The organism is Aliihoeflea aestuarii (assembly GCF_024105665.1).
Taxonomy (GTDB): domain Bacteria; phylum Pseudomonadota; class Alphaproteobacteria; order Rhizobiales; family Rhizobiaceae; genus Aliihoeflea; species Aliihoeflea aestuarii.
Map to the genome: position 1 here is coordinate 45,387 of NZ_JAAAMK010000003.1, position 14,240 is coordinate 59,626.

Below are 14,240 nucleotides of genomic sequence, written 5' to 3' on the forward strand. Positions count from 1 at the left end.
CCCCATAGCCAGATGATCGAGACCAGCCAGGGATGACCATGAAGGCCTGCTTTTACGAGACCCTCGGAGTGCAAAAGAGCGCCGACGAGAAGGAATTGAAGGTCGCCTTCCGCAAGCTGGCCATGCAGTACCATCCCGACCGCAATCCCGACAATGCGGATGCGGAGCGCAAGTTCAAGGACATCAACGAAGCCTATGAGGCGTTGAAGGACCCCCAGAAACGGGCGGCCTATGACCGCTTCGGCCATGCCGCTTTTGAGAATGGCGGCGGCTTCGGCGGCGGCGGCGGTGGGTTCGGACAGGGTGGTGGCTTCGCCGATATCTTCGAAGATATCTTCGGCGACATGATGGGCGGACGCCGGCGCGGCGGCGCCAGCAATCGCGGCGCGGATTTGCGCTACAACATGGAAGTCACGCTCGAGGAAGCCTTTGCCGGCAAGACCGCGCAGATTCGCGTTCCCTCTTCGATGGTGTGCGACGAATGCACCGGTTCGGGCGCGAAGCCCGGCACCCAGCCCGTCACCTGCTCGATGTGCTCAGGCTCGGGCCGCGTGCGCGCGGCGCAGGGTTTCTTTTCCATCGAGCGCACCTGTCCGCAATGTCAGGGGCGCGGCCAGACGATCCAGGACCCGTGCCGCAAATGCGCCGGGCAGGGCCGCGTCACCGAGGAGCGCGCGCTGTCGGTGAACATTCCCGCCGGCATCGAGGACGGGACGCGCATCCGCCTGTCCGGCGAGGGCGAGGCGGGGCTGCGCGGCGGACCTTCGGGCGATCTCTATATCTTCCTGTCGCTCAAGCCGCATGAATTCTTCCAGCGCGACGGTGCCGATTTGTATTGCAAGGTGCCCATTTCGATGACGACGGCCGCGCTCGGCGGCGGCTTCGAGGTCGCCACGCTCGACGGCACGCAAACGCGCGTAAAGGTTCCCGAGGGCACGCAGCACGGCCGCCAGTTTCGCATGCGCGGAAAGGGCATGCCGGTCCTTCGCCAGAATCAGGTCGGCGATCTCTACATTCAGGTCGCTGTCGAAACGCCGCAGAGCCTGTCGAAGAGACAGCGGGAGCTGCTGCAGGAGTTCGAGGAATTGTCATCGACGGAGAACAGTCCGCAAGCCTCCGGTTTCTTCAGCCGCATGAAGGATTTCTTCGAGTCCTTCGGCAACTGACATTCTCTCATCACGAAATCCTGTGATCGATTGGCCCGGATAATGCTTGTCTGCTTGGCGCCGGCATGGTCCCTTGCACAGCGAATCGAAGGGATGGACGCATGAAGAACGGATTGCAGCGGCTGACGCGGCGCTTCGACGAGGAATTGAAATTTCTCAAGGGCTGGCTCGACCAGCCGCGCGCGGTCGGTTCGGTGATCCCGACGAGTTCCGTCACGGCGCGGCGCATGGCATCCGTCATCAATTCCGATTCGGGTCTTCCCGTTCTCGAACTCGGCCCCGGCACCGGCGTCATCACCAAGGCGATCCTGGAGCGCGGCATTCCCCCCGAAAAGCTTTACTCCATCGAATACTCCGCCGATTTCGTGGAGCATCTGGTCGAGCAGTTTCCCGACGTGAACATCATCGAGGGCGACGCCTTCAACCTCGATGATACGCTCGGCGAGGATCGCGGCCTCGTCTTCGATACGATCGTGTCGGGCGTGCCGCTCTTGAACTTCCCGGTCGACCAGCGCGTCGCCTATGTCGACGATCTGCTGAACCGCGTCCCGCCCGGACGGCCGGTCGTCCAGCTTACCTATGGGCCGAGATCGCCCGTCCCCGCCGGCAAGGGCGACTATGTGGTCGAGCACCTCGATTTCGTGCTGCGCAATTTCCCGCCTACGCAGCTCTGGCTCTATCGCCGCCCGCAGGCATAGCGGCCGTTTTGACAACCTGCTTCCATCGGTCGGACCATGATGCCGAAAAGTGGGAACCGGTTTTCGGACGACATCATGGTCCAGGTTCCTATTTTGCCGCATATCTGCGACGGCAAGTGATTCCACTTCGCTGCATCATGCTCTATAGGACGCCGACGAGCACAGGAACAACTGCCTCATGACCCCGAAGATTCTCGTTTTTGCCGGCTCCATCCGAAGTGGGGCTTACAGCGGCAAGACGGCAGATCTGGCCCACAAGGAACTGGCGGTTCAAGGCGCGGACGTCACGCGCATCTCGCTGGCCGACTATCCGCTGCCGTTGATGGACGAGGATCTGGAGAGCGAAAAGGGCGTGCCGCAGAACGCCGTCAAGCTCGCCGGCCTGTTCGATGGTCACGACGCCGTTCTGATCGCGACACCCGAATATAACGGCTCGATCCCTCCGCTCGTGAAGAACGCGATCGACTGGATCAGCCGCGTGTCGAAGATCGACGGGCGTCCGGTGCGCCCCTTCAACGGCAAGGTGATGGCGCTGTGTTCCTCATCCGCTGGTCATTTCGCGGGGATCCGGAGCGGCGCGCATCTGCGCGCCGTGCTGTCCCACATACAGGCCGACGTCATCGCGCCGCAGGTTTCGGTGCCGAACGGGGGTTCGGCGTTCGAGGAAAACGGTGCGTTCAAGGACGACCGGCTCCGCAAGGGCATGGAGCGGCTTTGCAAGACGCTGATCGACCACGCAAATCTGAAATCGCCGCGCGTCAGCGCCTGATGCAGCCGACCGAGGGGAAACCATGACACATGATGCCATGCCTGACAGCCGCCTGATCGTCGGACTGGACCTGCCTACCCTTGCCGAGGCCGAGCGCGCCGTCGCCGAACTCGGCAATCTCGTTTCCTTCTACAAGATCGGCTACCAGCTCGCCTTCGCCGGCGGCCTCGACTTCGCGCGCGATCTTGCGGCAAGCGGCAAGTCCGTCTTCCTCGACATGAAGCTGCTCGACATCGACAACACCGTCGCCAAGGGCGTCGAGAACATCGCCCGGATGGGCGTCACCATGTTGACGTTGCACGCCTATCCCAAGGCGATGCGCGCGGCGGTCGAGGCGGCGAAGGGAAGCGACATCTGCCTGCTCGGCGTCACGGTGCTGACGTCGATGGACGACGCCGATCTCATCGAAGCGGGATATGGCGACGATGCCGCTTCGCTCGTTGCCAGGCGTGCGGCACAGGCCCGCGAAGCCGGCATGGGCGGCATCGTCTGCTCGGCCGCCGAGGCGCGCGCGGTGCGCGGCATCGTCGGGCCGGACATGGCCGTCGTCACGCCCGGCATCCGCCCGACCGGTGCCGATCATGGCGACCAAAAGCGCGTCGTCACGCCGGCGGACGCACTCAAGGCCGGTGCGAGCCACCTCGTCGTCGCGCGACCGATCATCGCCGCACCCGATCGACGCGCGGCGGCATCTGCAATTCTCGATGAAATGAAAGGCGCCTGAGCGCCGCAACAGGGAGGAAAACATGACCAAGGGATACTGGGTCGCGCATGTCGAGGTTCGCGACGCCGAGCGCTACAAGGATTACGTGTCGACGGCAAAGCCGGCTTTCGAGCGCTATGGCGCGAAATTCCTCGCGCGCGGCGGCACCTATCATGCGATGGAAGGCAAGGGACGCGGTCGCAATGTCGTCATCGAATTTCCGTCCATGCAGGCCGCGCTCGACTGCTACAATTCGGCCGAGTATCAGGCAGCCAAGGCCATCCGTCAGGAAGTCGCGGACGCCGAGATGATCATCGTCGACGGCTACGATGGCTGATCGAGGGCACGCGCACTGACCTCAGTGTTCACCGAAACGGGATCGCGGCAGCCTTGCACATGGCGCGGTGCTGCCATTAAAAGAGCGACATTGGCTTTGGTCCCCGCTCCGCTGGTCGCATGAAACTCCTGCTTTCCCTCGCGATGATCTTTTCGCTGCTTGCGGCGACGTTCGCCGCTTCGGCCGCGAGCCCCGAGACGGATTCCGGGTCGGGCTGCGTCACCATGGAAAACGGCGAGTTCTGCATCGATCCGGCGGCCGTGCCCGTCAAAGGCGGAACGGCCGAGAAATCCTCGAAATGTCTGGGGCCTTATCTGGCCTCCAGCGGGACGTATTTGTGCCGGTCCGGCGGCCAGGTCCACGCCGCCGCATCCGGGACGACCGATGACGGGCTGACGCCTCGAAATCCGAAGCGACCGCCCCGCGCCTGAACTCCATCCACATTCATTCGCGTCCCCAGCGGGACGAAATCGATACGTCGAGCCTTAGGAAACGAGCGCTCGCGATGGAGTTCATCAACATGACCGATACCACTTTCACAACGGCTTCCCCGAAGTCGCAAACCCTCATCCTGCCTCGCCTCAAACCCGTCTATGCGGCGCTGAACGATATTTCCGAAACGCTTTTGCGCGTCGTCATCGGCTTTGCGCTGATGGCGCATGGCTGGCCGAAGATCCAGGCGCCACTCGGCGCCGTTCAAATGGTCGAAGGCATCGGCTTTTATCCCGGCTGGTTCTGGTCGCCCGCACTCGCGACGACCGAATTCGTCGGCGGTTTCCTGCTTCTCATCGGCCTTTTGACGCGGCCGGTGGCGCTGGCGGCGACCTTCGTCCTGCTCGTCACCGTCTGGTTCCACTGGATCCAGCTTGAACAGGGCTATTCGGGAGCCGAGCTGTCGCTGATCTGGGCGGCCGCGACGTTCCTCTTCGTCGTGCGGGGCGGAAACAAATACTCGGTGGACGGCGCGATCGGCCGGCAGTTCTGATCCGTCAGGGGGCGCCTTCGCGCGCCCCCGCCAGCGGTTCCCGCGCACAGGTGCGGGAACCGTTCTTCTCGTTCAGGCGAGCGCGTCGACGAGACGGTCGGCACCGTCGCGGAACGGGTCGATGGCGGGCAGGCCCATCTCGGCCTCCACCTTCGCCAGATAAGCGCGCGCCTCGGCCTCGCTCATGCCAGCCGTGTTGACCGAGATGCCGATCACCTTCACATCGGGATTGACCATACGCGCCATCTGGACCGCGAGGTCGCGCAGGGCGTCGAGCGAAGGCAGCTTGTAGCCCGGCAGGCCGCGCATATGCGCGCGCGTCGGCTCGTGGCACAGAACCAGCGCATCGGGCTGGCCGCCATGGATCAGCGCCAGCGTCACGCCCGAATAGGAGGCGTGGAACAGGCTGCCTTGTCCTTCGATCAAATCCCAGTGGTCTTCGTCATTGTCGGGCGTCAGCCATTCGATGGATCCGGCCATGAAGTCGGCGATGACGGCGTCGAGCGGCACGCCCTCGCCGGTGATCAGGATGCCGGTCTGGCCGGTGGCGCGGAAGGAGGCGTTCATGCCGCGTTCGCGCATCACCTTTTCCATGGCGAGCGCGGTGTACATCTTGCCGACCGAGCAGTCCGTGCCGACCGCAAGGCAACGCCTGCCCTTGCGCGGGACACCGTTGGCGATGGGATAGTCGACCGTGGGAATGCGCACGTCGATCAGCCTGACGCCATGGCGCTCGGCCGCTTCGACGAGTTCTGGCACCTCGCGCAGCAGGTCGTGCAGGCCCGAGGCGACGTCCATGCCGGCCTCGATGGCTTCCAGCATGACCGCGACCCACTCCTTCGAGATGACGCCGCCGCGATTGGCCGCGCCGATGACGAGCGTCTGTGCGCCGGCCGCCTTCGCCTGCGATATCGTCATGTCCGTCAGGCCGAGATCGGCCTTGCAGCCATCCATCCGGTACTGGCCGACCGACAGGTCCGGCCGCCAGTCCTTGATGCCGTTGGCCACCTTGGCGGCAAGCGGATCGGGCACATCGCCCAGGAAGAGGAGGTAAGGGGTCTTGAGCATTTCAGTCTCGCATGATTGGTCTTCGTGCTTGTCGCATTCCGGAGCGAGCGTCTCAAGGGCCAGCGGCGCGGCAAGCAGGAGGACAGCGTGAAGCGGTATTTCGCCGAGGAGATCAAAACGTCGCAATTGGGCACTCTCGTCGCATGGACAACCCGCCCAGCGCGAACTATCTAGAGTATTCCAAACCGAGAGACGTTCTGAGTGGAAACATCCCGCACCGCACATGCTGGGGACAGTTGGTGGCTTGCGCCGATCTGGCGCTTGCCTGCTTTCGTGCTTCTGCTTTTTGCAGTGCTGGCCTATGGCGGCCTTCCATCGGTACCGTCCCATCCGGTCGCGGCCATGTCGGCCGGCGTGATGGATGAGGCTCACGTCGCACCCGATCAGGCCGACGAGTCCCGCAACCGCATCCATGCGGCCGGCGATCAGCGCGGGGACGTTCCAGACGATCGGTCGGGCATTCAGCAATCATCGGCTTTCATGGCGGACGTCACCGCGCACAGCGACGGCCCCGACCTGCAACGCCCCGATCTGCGATATGGTCTTATCGTGCGATATTCCTCGCGCGCGCCTCCTGCGGCATCGGTCACGCCGCAAAATCCGCCCCCGACGCACCGTTTTACGGTCTGAAGCCATGGGGTGAGCCGCCAGTTCGATGACGAAAGCCCCATAATGCCCATTTTACCTGCTCCGTCCTTTATGCCTCGAGCACGCTTTGGCCTTGCACGCAAAGGCTGCGTCATCGCGTCGGGAAGGCATGAAGAAGGGGCACGTTCCTGATGTGGCATAGCGGCCTTCTCGCGGCGCTCGTCGCGCTTCCCTTCGTCGGAGCGGTTCTTGCCGCGCTCCTGTCGTCCAATGCGCGCAATGCCGAGGCCTGGCTTGCCGGCACGGTGGCGCTCGGCGGGCTGATCATCACCGCGTCGGCCTATCCGTCGGTCGTCGACGGCGGCGTCGTGCGCCACACGATCGAATGGGTGCCGGCGCTCGGCCTTTCCGTCTCGCTGCGCATGGACGGTTTCGCCTGGCTCTTCTCGATGCTGATCACCGGCATCGGCCTGCTCGTGGTGATCTACGCCCGCTACTACATGTCGCCGAAGGACCCGGTGGCGCGTTTTTATGCGTTCTTCCTGGCCTTCATGGGCGCGATGCTGGGCCTCGTCGTTTCCGGCAACCTCATTTTGCTCGCCGTCTTCTGGGAACTGACCAGCATCTTTTCGTTCCTGCTGATCGGCTACTGGCATCACAACCAGGCCGCGCGCGACGGCGCGCGCATGGCGCTGACGATCACCGGAACAGGCGGTCTTTGCCTTCTCGCCGGCATGGTCCTTCTCGGCCATATCGCAGGCAGCTACGATCTGGACGTGGTGCTCGCATCGGGCGACCTGATCCGCGCGCACGACCTTTATCTGCCGACGCTGCTCCTCATTCTTCTGGGTGCGCTGACCAAGAGCGCGCAGTTCCCCTTCCATTTCTGGCTGCCGAACGCCATGGCCGCGCCGACGCCCGTCTCGGCCTATCTGCATTCGGCCACCATGGTGAAGGCGGGCGTCTTCCTTTTGACGCGCTTCTGGCCCGTCCTGTCGGGCACGCCCGAATGGTTTGCGATCGTCGGCCTCGCGGGCATGACGACTTTGCTGCTCGGCGCTTATTTCGCGATCTTCCAACAGGACCTCAAGGGTCTGCTCGCCTATTCGACGATCAGCCATCTCGGCCTCATCACCACGCTTTTGAGCTTCGGCAGTCCGCTGGCGCTCGTCGCCGCGATCTTCCACATGATGAACCATGCGACGTTCAAGGCGTCGCTCTTCATGGCGGCCGGTATCATCGATCACGAGGCCGGCACGCGCGACATGCGAAAACTGGGCGGACTGTTCCACGCCATGCCGATTACGGCGACGCTCGCGATGGTCGCCAGCGCTGCAATGGCCGGCGTACCGCTGCTGAACGGCTTCCTGTCGAAGGAGATGTTCTTCGCCGAAGCCCTTGCGGAACATCAGGACACCCTCCTCGATGGCGTCGCACCCTATGTCGCAACGCTCGCCGGCGCGTTCGCGGTGACCTACTCGATCCGCTTCATCCACAATGTCTTCTTCGGCCCCAGGCCGGCCGATCTGCCGCATGAGCCGCATGAGCCGCCGCAGTGGATGCGCCGGCCGGTCGAGCTTCTCGTGATCCTGTGCGTCATCGTCGGCATCATTCCGGGCATCGCCGTCGGTGCGTTTCTTGAAACCGCCGCCGTTTCGGTCCTCGGCGACAACACGCCCCAATACGGCCTCTACCTCTGGCACGGCTTCAACATCCCGCTGCTCATGAGCGTGATCGCGCTCGTGGCGGGCCTCCTGCTCTACTGGCAGCTCAAGACCTACCTGCGCACGAGCGAGGAAGGACCGCCCTATTTCCGCCGCCTGCGCGGCCAGCGCATCTTCGAGCGCATACTGGTCACGGTCAGTTGGCGCTGGGCGCGCGCGCTCGAAGCCGCTCTGGCGACGCGCCGCCTTCAACCGCAGCTTCGTATCTTCGTGGCGCTTGCGGTCCTCGCCGGCGTCTGGGCGATGTGGGGGGCAGGCGACAGATGGCCGGAATTCACCGCACGCGGACTCGATCCGGTGCTCGGCGTCCTGTGGGCGATCGGCGCGTTCTGCGCTGTGGCCGCCGCATACCAGGCCAAGTTCCACCGGCTTGCCGCCGTCATCCTGATGAGCGGAACCGGCCTCATCCTGTGCGTCTCCTTCGTCTGGTTCTCCGCACCCGACCTTGCCGTCACGCAGCTTCTCGTCGAAATCGTCACCACCGTCCTCATCCTGCTCGGCCTGCGCTGGCTGCCCAAGCGCGACGAGGAAATCTACGAGGGCGTCGACACGAAGACCCGGCTGCGGCGTCATCGCGATTTTGCAATCGCGGTCGCGGCCGGCGTCGGCGTCGCGATCCTCGCGCTCCTGGTCATGCTGACCCCGCTGCCTCCGACGGTGGGCGATTTCTATCTCGAACACGCCTATTCGGAAGGCGGCGGCACCAATGTCGTCAACGTGATCCTGGTCGATTTCCGCGCCTTCGATACGCTCGGCGAGATCGTCGTTCTGGCGGCCGTCGCGCTGACGATCTACGCACTGCTTCGCCGCTTCCGTCCGGCGGAGGACACGTCGGAACTTCCCTATCAGCAGCGCGACCAGAACGAGTTCGACGATGCACGCATGGACCGCGAGGTCGGCGAGACGGTGAAGGACTACCTTCTGGTTCCCTCGGTGATCATGCGCTGGATGTTCCCGGTCATCACGCTTCTCGCCGCCTACCTGTTCCTGCGCGGGCACGATCTGCCCGGCGGCGGCTTCGCGGCCGGCGTCGCGATGGCCATCGCGTTCCTCCTGCAATATCTGGCGGGCGGAACCCGCTGGGTCGAGGAGCGGCTGCGCATCCTGCCGGTCCGGTGGATCGGCTTCGGCCTGATGGTGGCCTTGCTGACTGGCATGTCTTCGTTCCTGTTCGGCTACCCGTTCCTGACCACATATTTCCAATACACGGAGATTCCGTTCGTCGGTGAAATGCCCACTGCTTCCGCCCTTCTGTTCGACCTCGGCATCTTCAGCCTCGTCGTCGGCGCGATCGTGCTGATGCTCGTCGCCATCGCCCACCAATCCCTGCGCATGAAGCGCGGGAAGGCGCCGCGACAGACCAGCGAAGGGGGGCAGAGCTGATGGAACTCGTCATTGCAGCCGCAATCGGCATTCTCACTGCGTCGGGCGTCTGGCTTCTCCTTCGCCCGCGCACCTACCAACTCGTGATCGGGCTGGCGCTTTTGTCCTACGCGGTGAACCTTTTCATCTTCTCGATGGGGCGGCTGCGCGTGAATGCGCCGCCGGTCCTCGACGGTTCCTCGCCCGTCGACGTGTCGGCCTATACCGATCCGCTGCCGCAGGCGCTCGTGCTGACGGCCATCGTCATCGGCTTCGCGACGACCGCGCTGTTCCTCGTCGTGCTGATCGTTTCGCGCGGACTGACCGGAACCGACCATGTCGATGGAAGGGAGGACGGATAATGGACCTGTCTCCCGCACATCTCGCGGTCGCGCCCGTCCTGATCCCGCTTTTCGCGGGCGCGCTGATGCTGTTCTTCGACGATCGCGAACGCCGGCTGAAATCCGCGCTGTCGCTGCTGTCCATCCTGGCATTGATCGCCGTTGCGGCCATACTGATCGGCCGTGTCCACGGGGGTGAGGAGCGCCTCGGCATCGTCTACCTCCTCGGCAATTGGCCGGCACCGGTCGCGATCAATCTGGTCGCTGACCGCCTGTCGGCGATCATGCTCGGTTTGACCGCCCTCCTCGCCCTGTCGGCGGTGGTTTTCGCGACCGAGCGCTGGGAGCGCGTCGGCCCGCATTTCCACTCGCTGTTCCAGTTTTTGCTGGTCGGCCTCAATGGCGCGTTCCTGACGGGTGACCTCTTCAACCTGTTCGTCTTCTTCGAGGTGATGCTGGCCGCTTCCTACGGTCTCGTGCTGCATGGCGGCGGCGCGCTGCGCGTGCGCGCCGGTCTGCACTACATCGCGATCAATCTCGCTGCGGCCCTCGTCTTCCTGATCGGCATCGCGATGGTCGTCGGCGCAACCGGCAGCCTCAACATGGCGGAGATTGCGGCCGTCGCCTCAAACCTCGAGGGTTTCGCGCAACCTGCGCTCCATGTCGGCCTCGCGATGCTCGGCCTCGCCTTCCTCGTCAAGGCCGGCATGTGGCCGCTCGGCTTCTGGCTCGTTCCCGCCTATTCGGCGGCGGCAGGTCCGGTCTCCGCCGTCTTCGCGGTGCTGTCCAAGGTCGGCATCTACGCGTTGCTGCGTCTGGCGCTGCTCGTTCCGGACGAAGGCGCGGCTTTCGGCTCGATCGTCATCTTCATCGGCGGCGCGGCGACGCTGGCCTTCGCCTCGGTCGGCGTCCTCGCGTCGCAATCGATGAAGCGCGCTTCGGCCTATTTCATCCTGATGTCGTCGGGCACCCTTCTGGCGGCCTTCGGCATTTCGCAGCCCGCCACCACCGCCGGTGCGCTTTTCTACCTCATCAGTTCGACGCTCGCCGTCAGCGCGTTGTTCCTGATCGTCGAGCTTCTCGAACGCGAGCAGGATTCGGCAGCGGGCGTCCTCGCCGTCACGCTTGAAGCCTATGGTGACGGCGAAGACGAAAAAGCTCCCGAAGAATTCGAGGTAGGCCGCACCATGCCCGGCTCCATCGCGATCCTCGGCATCGGCTTTTCCATGGTGTCGCTGGTGCTGATCGGACTGCCGCCCTTATCCGGGTTCCTGTCCAAATTCGCCATCCTCAATGCCATCATCGGAACGGGTGCGACGGAACTGGACGGTTTCGTCGTCATGCGCACCATCCTCGCAGCGCTTCTGGTCCTGTCCGGCGTGGTCGCGCTCATCGCGCTTTCGCGCATGGCGATCCGAACATTCTGGGCGCCCGTGGAGCCGTTCCTGCCGCGCATCACCATCATGGAGACGGCGCCGATCCTGTTCCTTCTCGGCCTGCTCCTGGCGTTGGCGCTGATGGCCGGACCGGCGATGGACCTGTTCCTGGCGACGGCGGAAGACCTTCACGATCCTTACCGCTATCTCGATGCGGTGCTCGGCGCCGAGCGCGTGCCGCCCTTCGCGGAGACCAGCCAATGAGCGCAATCATCCCCTATCCGCTGCTCGCCGCCGGCCTGGTCCTGATGTGGCTGCTTCTCGGGGGCTTCACGCCGGGTCATCTGGTGCTGTCGATCATCGTCGGCGTCGGCTGTTCGCATGCGCTTGCGGCGCTGGGCGAAAAGAGCCTCAAGGTGCGGCGCTGGCTGGCGATCCCGAGGCTCTTCGGCATCGTACTCTACGATATCGTGCGCTCGAACATCGCCGTCGCGGGCATCATCCTGTCCGGCCAGCGCCGGACACGCAGTTCGGGCTTCATCACCATTCCCCTCAAGGTCCGCCATCCGTCCGCGCTGGCGATCCTGTCGATCATTCTGACGAGCACGCCGGGCACCGCCTGGCTCGACTACAGTTCGGCGCGGGGCGAACTCCTCATCCACGTCTTCGACCTCGTCGATCCGGAGCAATGGGTGGAACTGATCGGGACGCGCTACGAACGCCTGCTTATGGAGATTTTCGAATGAGCGAGATCATCCTCGTCAGTGCGATCTGGATTGCGCAGGGGGCCCTCGCTCTCGCCATGTGCCTTTGCACCTGGCGCATGGTGCTCGGTCCGCGTGCGCAGGACCGGGTGCTTGCCATGGACGCCCTTTACGTCTGCGCCATGCTGCAATTGCTGGCCTTCGGCATCCGCACGGGCAACACGATCTTCTTCGAAGCCTCGCTCGTCATCGGCGTCCTCGGCTTCGTCGCCACGGTCTCGCTGGCAAAGTTCCTCATGCGCGGCGAGGTGATCGAATGACCATAGATCTCGCCGACGTTCCAATCTGGGCCGCCATTCCGGCAGCCGCGTTCCTCGTCATCGGGGCGGGCCTGTCACTGCTGGGAACGCTCGGCCTCGTGCGCCTGCAGACATTCTACGACCGCATCCACGCGCCGACCCTGGCCACGAGCTGGGGTGCGGGCGGCATGGTCATGGCCTCGATGATCATCTTCACGGCCGCGTCCGCGCGGCCCGTCTTTCACGAAATCCTGATCGGCATCTTCGTCACCGTCACCACGCCCGTCACGTTGATGATGCTGGGGCGGGCGACGCTTTATCGCGACCGCATGGAAAACAGCCCCGACCTGCCGAAAGCCGCCCGCCATGTGCCGGAGCCGGAGGACGAGGAAAAAGAAGAGCAAAACACATGAAGCTCACCGATTTCATCTCTACAGCACGCGTCGAGACCAAAGCGTCCTACGCAGACAAGCGCGCCGTCATCAAGGCGCTGGCGCGCCTGATGGCGGACGGGACAGCGCTTGAGCCGGAGGTCTTTTCCGATGCGCTCGGCGCGCGCGAGAAGCTGGGCTCGACCGCGATCGGCAAGGGCGTCGCCATCCCGCACGCCAAGCTGGCCGAAATCGACCAGCCGGTCGTCGCCATCATCCTTTTACAGGGCGAACTCGATTTCGAGGCACCGGACGACGAGCCGGTCGATATCGTCTTCGGCATCGTGACGCCGCCCGAAGCCACCGACGTGCAGATGATCGCGCATTTCGCCAAATATCTGCGCGACCCCAAATTCCTCAATGCGCTGCGCAGCGCCGCAACGCCGCAGGATGTCGTCGACACCTTGCAGCGCAAATGCACATTGCCGCCGGAATGAACGATGCCGGCGGCGTTTGCGTATCGGGCGCTCAGTCCCAGCTCAGCGCGCCGCCGCTCTGATATTCGATGACGCGGGTTTCGAAGAAGTTCTTTTCCTTCTTCAAGTCCATCGCCTCCGACATCCACGGGAAGGGATTCTCCGCCTCCTTGAAGACGGGCGCCAGACCCAGTTGCGCGCAGCGGCGGTTGGCGATGAAGTGCATATATTGCTCGCACAAGGCCGCATTGAGCCCCAGGAAGCCGCGCGGCATCGTATCGCGCCCGTAGGACGCTTCCAGTTCGGCCGCATCGGCGATCATGCCGCGCACCTCGTCCTGAAACTCCCTCGTCCACAGATGCGGGTTTTCCAGCTTGATCTGGTTGATGACGTCGATGCCGAAATTCAGGTGGATCGACTCGTCGCGCAATATGTACTGATACTGCTCGGCGATGCCGACCATCTTGTTGCGCCGGCCGAGCGACAGGATTTGCGCGAAGCCCGTGTAGAACCACATGCCTTCGAAGATGACGTAGAATGCAACCAGATCACGCAGGAACGACTGGTCGGCCTCCAGCGTGCCCGTCTTGAAATCGGGATTGTCGAGGTTCTGCGTGTGCTTCAGCGCCCATGCCGCCTTGTCGGTGATCGACGGCACCTCACGATACATGTTGAACAATTCGCCCTCGTCGAGGGCGAGGCTTTCAACGATGTACTGGAAGGTATGCGTGTGTATCGCCTCCTCGAAGGCTTGGCGCAGGAGATATTGCCGGCATTCCGGATTGGTCAGATGGCGATAGATCGCCAGCACGATGTTGTTCGCCACGAGCGATTCGGACGCGGCGAAGAAGCCGAGATTGCGCTTGATCATGCGCCGCTCGTCCTCGGTCAGGCCGTCCTTCGACTTCCACAGCGCGATGTCGGCCTGCATGGACACTTCCGTCGGCATCCAGTGATTGTTGCAGCCTGACAAGTACTTCTCCCACGCCCAGCGATATTTGAGCGGCAGGAGCTGGTTCACGTCGGCGCGCGCATTGATCATGCGCTTGTCGTCCACCGAAACGCGCGCCCCGCCACGTTCGATCTCGCCGAGGCCGGTGGCGTCGGCGGCGGTCGCGGCGGCGAGCGACGGGATGGATGAGGCGGCTTTGGGTTCTGACCAGTCGAGCATTTGTGTTCTCCTTAAGATTGTTCTGCGCGGTCTGCGCTGCCCCTCATCGCCCTGCCGGGCACTTCTCCCCGTAAGAACGGGGAGAAGAATACAGCTCCAACG

At 63.8% G+C, this 14,240-nt stretch carries 17 protein-coding genes; 15 read left to right on the forward strand and 2 right to left on the reverse strand.

The genetic code is table 11. The features are described from left to right. Positions 1-38 precede the first annotated feature (38 nt). The 7 genes from dnaJ (at position 39) to GTW25_RS07885 (ending at position 4,658) form a co-directional block, all read left to right on the forward strand. Positions 39-1,166, forward strand: coding sequence for a molecular chaperone DnaJ (gene dnaJ / locus GTW25_RS07855; protein ID WP_252912039.1), 1,128 nt, complete (start codon positions 39-41; stop codon positions 1,164-1,166). A gap of 101 nt (positions 1,167-1,267) precedes the next feature. Continuing rightward, the gene (gene pmtA, locus GTW25_RS07860) at positions 1,268-1,864 is read left to right on the forward strand and encodes a phospholipid N-methyltransferase PmtA (RefSeq protein ID WP_252911505.1); all 597 of its coding nucleotides are present in this window, start codon (positions 1,268-1,270) and stop codon (positions 1,862-1,864) included. A gap of 178 nt (positions 1,865-2,042) precedes the next feature. Then, positions 2,043-2,633, forward strand: a complete 591-nt coding sequence (locus tag GTW25_RS07865; protein ID WP_252911506.1) for an NADPH-dependent FMN reductase — start codon at positions 2,043-2,045, stop codon at positions 2,631-2,633. Between the two features lie 22 nt (positions 2,634-2,655). Continuing rightward, the gene (gene pyrF / locus GTW25_RS07870) at positions 2,656-3,357 is read left to right on the forward strand and encodes an orotidine-5'-phosphate decarboxylase (protein WP_252911507.1); all 702 of its coding nucleotides are present in this window, start codon (positions 2,656-2,658) and stop codon (positions 3,355-3,357) included. A 22-nt stretch (positions 3,358-3,379) separates the two neighbouring features. Further along, on the forward strand, positions 3,380-3,673 hold the full coding sequence (locus GTW25_RS07875; RefSeq protein ID WP_252911508.1) for a DUF1330 domain-containing protein: 294 nt from the start codon (positions 3,380-3,382) through the stop codon (positions 3,671-3,673). 119 nt (positions 3,674-3,792) lie between these two features. Continuing rightward, positions 3,793-4,104, forward strand: coding sequence for a hypothetical protein (locus tag GTW25_RS07880; RefSeq protein WP_252911509.1), 312 nt, complete (start codon positions 3,793-3,795; stop codon positions 4,102-4,104). Between the two features lie 89 nt (positions 4,105-4,193). Continuing rightward, on the forward strand, positions 4,194-4,658 hold the full coding sequence (locus GTW25_RS07885) for a DoxX family protein (protein WP_252911510.1): 465 nt from the start codon (positions 4,194-4,196) through the stop codon (positions 4,656-4,658). A 72-nt stretch (positions 4,659-4,730) separates the two neighbouring features. Here the strand turns inward: GTW25_RS07885 and dgcN are convergent, their stop codons facing one another. Then, positions 4,731-5,726, reverse strand: a complete 996-nt coding sequence (dgcN, locus tag GTW25_RS07890) for an N-acetyltransferase DgcN (protein ID WP_252912040.1) — start codon at positions 5,724-5,726, stop codon at positions 4,731-4,733. Between the two features lie 201 nt (positions 5,727-5,927). Here dgcN and GTW25_RS07895 point away from each other — a divergent pair, with 201 nt between their 5' ends. From GTW25_RS07895 to GTW25_RS07930, 8 genes are all read left to right on the forward strand, one after another. Further along, entirely contained in the window at positions 5,928-6,356 is a 429-nt protein-coding gene (locus GTW25_RS07895; RefSeq protein ID WP_252911511.1) for a hypothetical protein, read from the forward strand. A gap of 149 nt (positions 6,357-6,505) precedes the next feature. Next, positions 6,506-9,421, forward strand: coding sequence for a monovalent cation/H+ antiporter subunit A (locus GTW25_RS07900; RefSeq protein ID WP_252911512.1), 2,916 nt, complete (start codon positions 6,506-6,508; stop codon positions 9,419-9,421). Then, positions 9,421-9,762, forward strand: a complete 342-nt coding sequence (locus tag GTW25_RS07905) for a Na+/H+ antiporter subunit C (RefSeq protein WP_252911513.1) — start codon at positions 9,421-9,423, stop codon at positions 9,760-9,762. Before GTW25_RS07900 ends, GTW25_RS07905 begins: the two co-directional genes overlap by 1 nt. Beyond that, positions 9,762-11,381, forward strand: a complete 1,620-nt coding sequence (locus GTW25_RS07910; RefSeq protein WP_252911514.1) for a monovalent cation/H+ antiporter subunit D — start codon at positions 9,762-9,764, stop codon at positions 11,379-11,381. The genes GTW25_RS07905 and GTW25_RS07910 overlap by 1 nt, the downstream gene beginning before the upstream one ends. Beyond that, entirely contained in the window at positions 11,378-11,863 is a 486-nt protein-coding gene (locus tag GTW25_RS07915; protein ID WP_252911515.1) for a Na+/H+ antiporter subunit E, read from the forward strand. Before GTW25_RS07910 ends, GTW25_RS07915 begins: the two co-directional genes overlap by 4 nt. Then, entirely contained in the window at positions 11,860-12,141 is a 282-nt protein-coding gene (locus tag GTW25_RS07920; RefSeq protein WP_252911516.1) for a K+/H+ antiporter subunit F, read from the forward strand. The genes GTW25_RS07915 and GTW25_RS07920 overlap by 4 nt, the downstream gene beginning before the upstream one ends. Beyond that, positions 12,138-12,533 carry a monovalent cation/H(+) antiporter subunit G gene (gene mnhG / locus GTW25_RS07925; RefSeq protein ID WP_252911517.1) on the forward strand — a complete coding sequence of 132 codons (396 nt, stop codon included), beginning with the start codon at positions 12,138-12,140 and terminating at the stop codon, positions 12,531-12,533. Before GTW25_RS07920 ends, mnhG begins: the two co-directional genes overlap by 4 nt. Further along, positions 12,530-12,988 carry a PTS sugar transporter subunit IIA gene (locus GTW25_RS07930; protein WP_252911518.1) on the forward strand — a complete coding sequence of 153 codons (459 nt, stop codon included), beginning with the start codon at positions 12,530-12,532 and terminating at the stop codon, positions 12,986-12,988. The genes mnhG and GTW25_RS07930 overlap by 4 nt, the downstream gene beginning before the upstream one ends. A gap of 31 nt (positions 12,989-13,019) precedes the next feature. Here the strand turns inward: GTW25_RS07930 and GTW25_RS07935 are convergent, their stop codons facing one another. Next, positions 13,020-14,138 carry a ribonucleotide-diphosphate reductase subunit beta gene (locus GTW25_RS07935; protein ID WP_252911519.1) on the reverse strand — a complete coding sequence of 373 codons (1,119 nt, stop codon included), beginning with the start codon at positions 14,136-14,138 and terminating at the stop codon, positions 13,020-13,022. Between the last annotated feature and the right edge of the window lie 102 nt (positions 14,139-14,240).

Excerpts from the sequence above, each read along its gene's own strand:
- dnaJ (WP_252912039.1), top strand. The coding sequence starts at position 39 with ATGAAGGCCTGCTTTTACGAGACCCTCGGAGTGCAAAAGAGCGCCGAC.
- pmtA (WP_252911505.1), top strand. The coding sequence starts at position 1,268 with ATGAAGAACGGATTGCAGCGGCTGACGCGGCGCTTCGACGAGGAATTG.
- GTW25_RS07865 (WP_252911506.1), top strand. The coding sequence starts at position 2,043 with ATGACCCCGAAGATTCTCGTTTTTGCCGGCTCCATCCGAAGTGGGGCT.
- pyrF (WP_252911507.1), top strand. The coding sequence starts at position 2,656 with ATGACACATGATGCCATGCCTGACAGCCGCCTGATCGTCGGACTGGAC.
- GTW25_RS07875 (WP_252911508.1), top strand. The coding sequence starts at position 3,380 with ATGACCAAGGGATACTGGGTCGCGCATGTCGAGGTTCGCGACGCCGAG.
- GTW25_RS07880 (WP_252911509.1), top strand. The coding sequence starts at position 3,793 with ATGAAACTCCTGCTTTCCCTCGCGATGATCTTTTCGCTGCTTGCGGCG.
- GTW25_RS07885 (WP_252911510.1), top strand. The coding sequence starts at position 4,194 with ATGACCGATACCACTTTCACAACGGCTTCCCCGAAGTCGCAAACCCTC.
- dgcN (WP_252912040.1), bottom strand. The coding sequence starts at position 5,726 with ATGCTCAAGACCCCTTACCTCCTCTTCCTGGGCGATGTGCCCGATCCG.
- GTW25_RS07900 (WP_252911512.1), top strand. The coding sequence starts at position 6,506 with ATGTGGCATAGCGGCCTTCTCGCGGCGCTCGTCGCGCTTCCCTTCGTC.
- GTW25_RS07905 (WP_252911513.1), top strand. The coding sequence starts at position 9,421 with ATGGAACTCGTCATTGCAGCCGCAATCGGCATTCTCACTGCGTCGGGC.
- GTW25_RS07910 (WP_252911514.1), top strand. The coding sequence starts at position 9,762 with ATGGACCTGTCTCCCGCACATCTCGCGGTCGCGCCCGTCCTGATCCCG.
- GTW25_RS07915 (WP_252911515.1), top strand. The coding sequence starts at position 11,378 with ATGAGCGCAATCATCCCCTATCCGCTGCTCGCCGCCGGCCTGGTCCTG.
- GTW25_RS07920 (WP_252911516.1), top strand. The coding sequence starts at position 11,860 with ATGAGCGAGATCATCCTCGTCAGTGCGATCTGGATTGCGCAGGGGGCC.
- mnhG (WP_252911517.1), top strand. The coding sequence starts at position 12,138 with ATGACCATAGATCTCGCCGACGTTCCAATCTGGGCCGCCATTCCGGCA.
- GTW25_RS07930 (WP_252911518.1), top strand. The coding sequence starts at position 12,530 with ATGAAGCTCACCGATTTCATCTCTACAGCACGCGTCGAGACCAAAGCG.
- GTW25_RS07935 (WP_252911519.1), bottom strand. The coding sequence starts at position 14,138 with ATGCTCGACTGGTCAGAACCCAAAGCCGCCTCATCCATCCCGTCGCTC.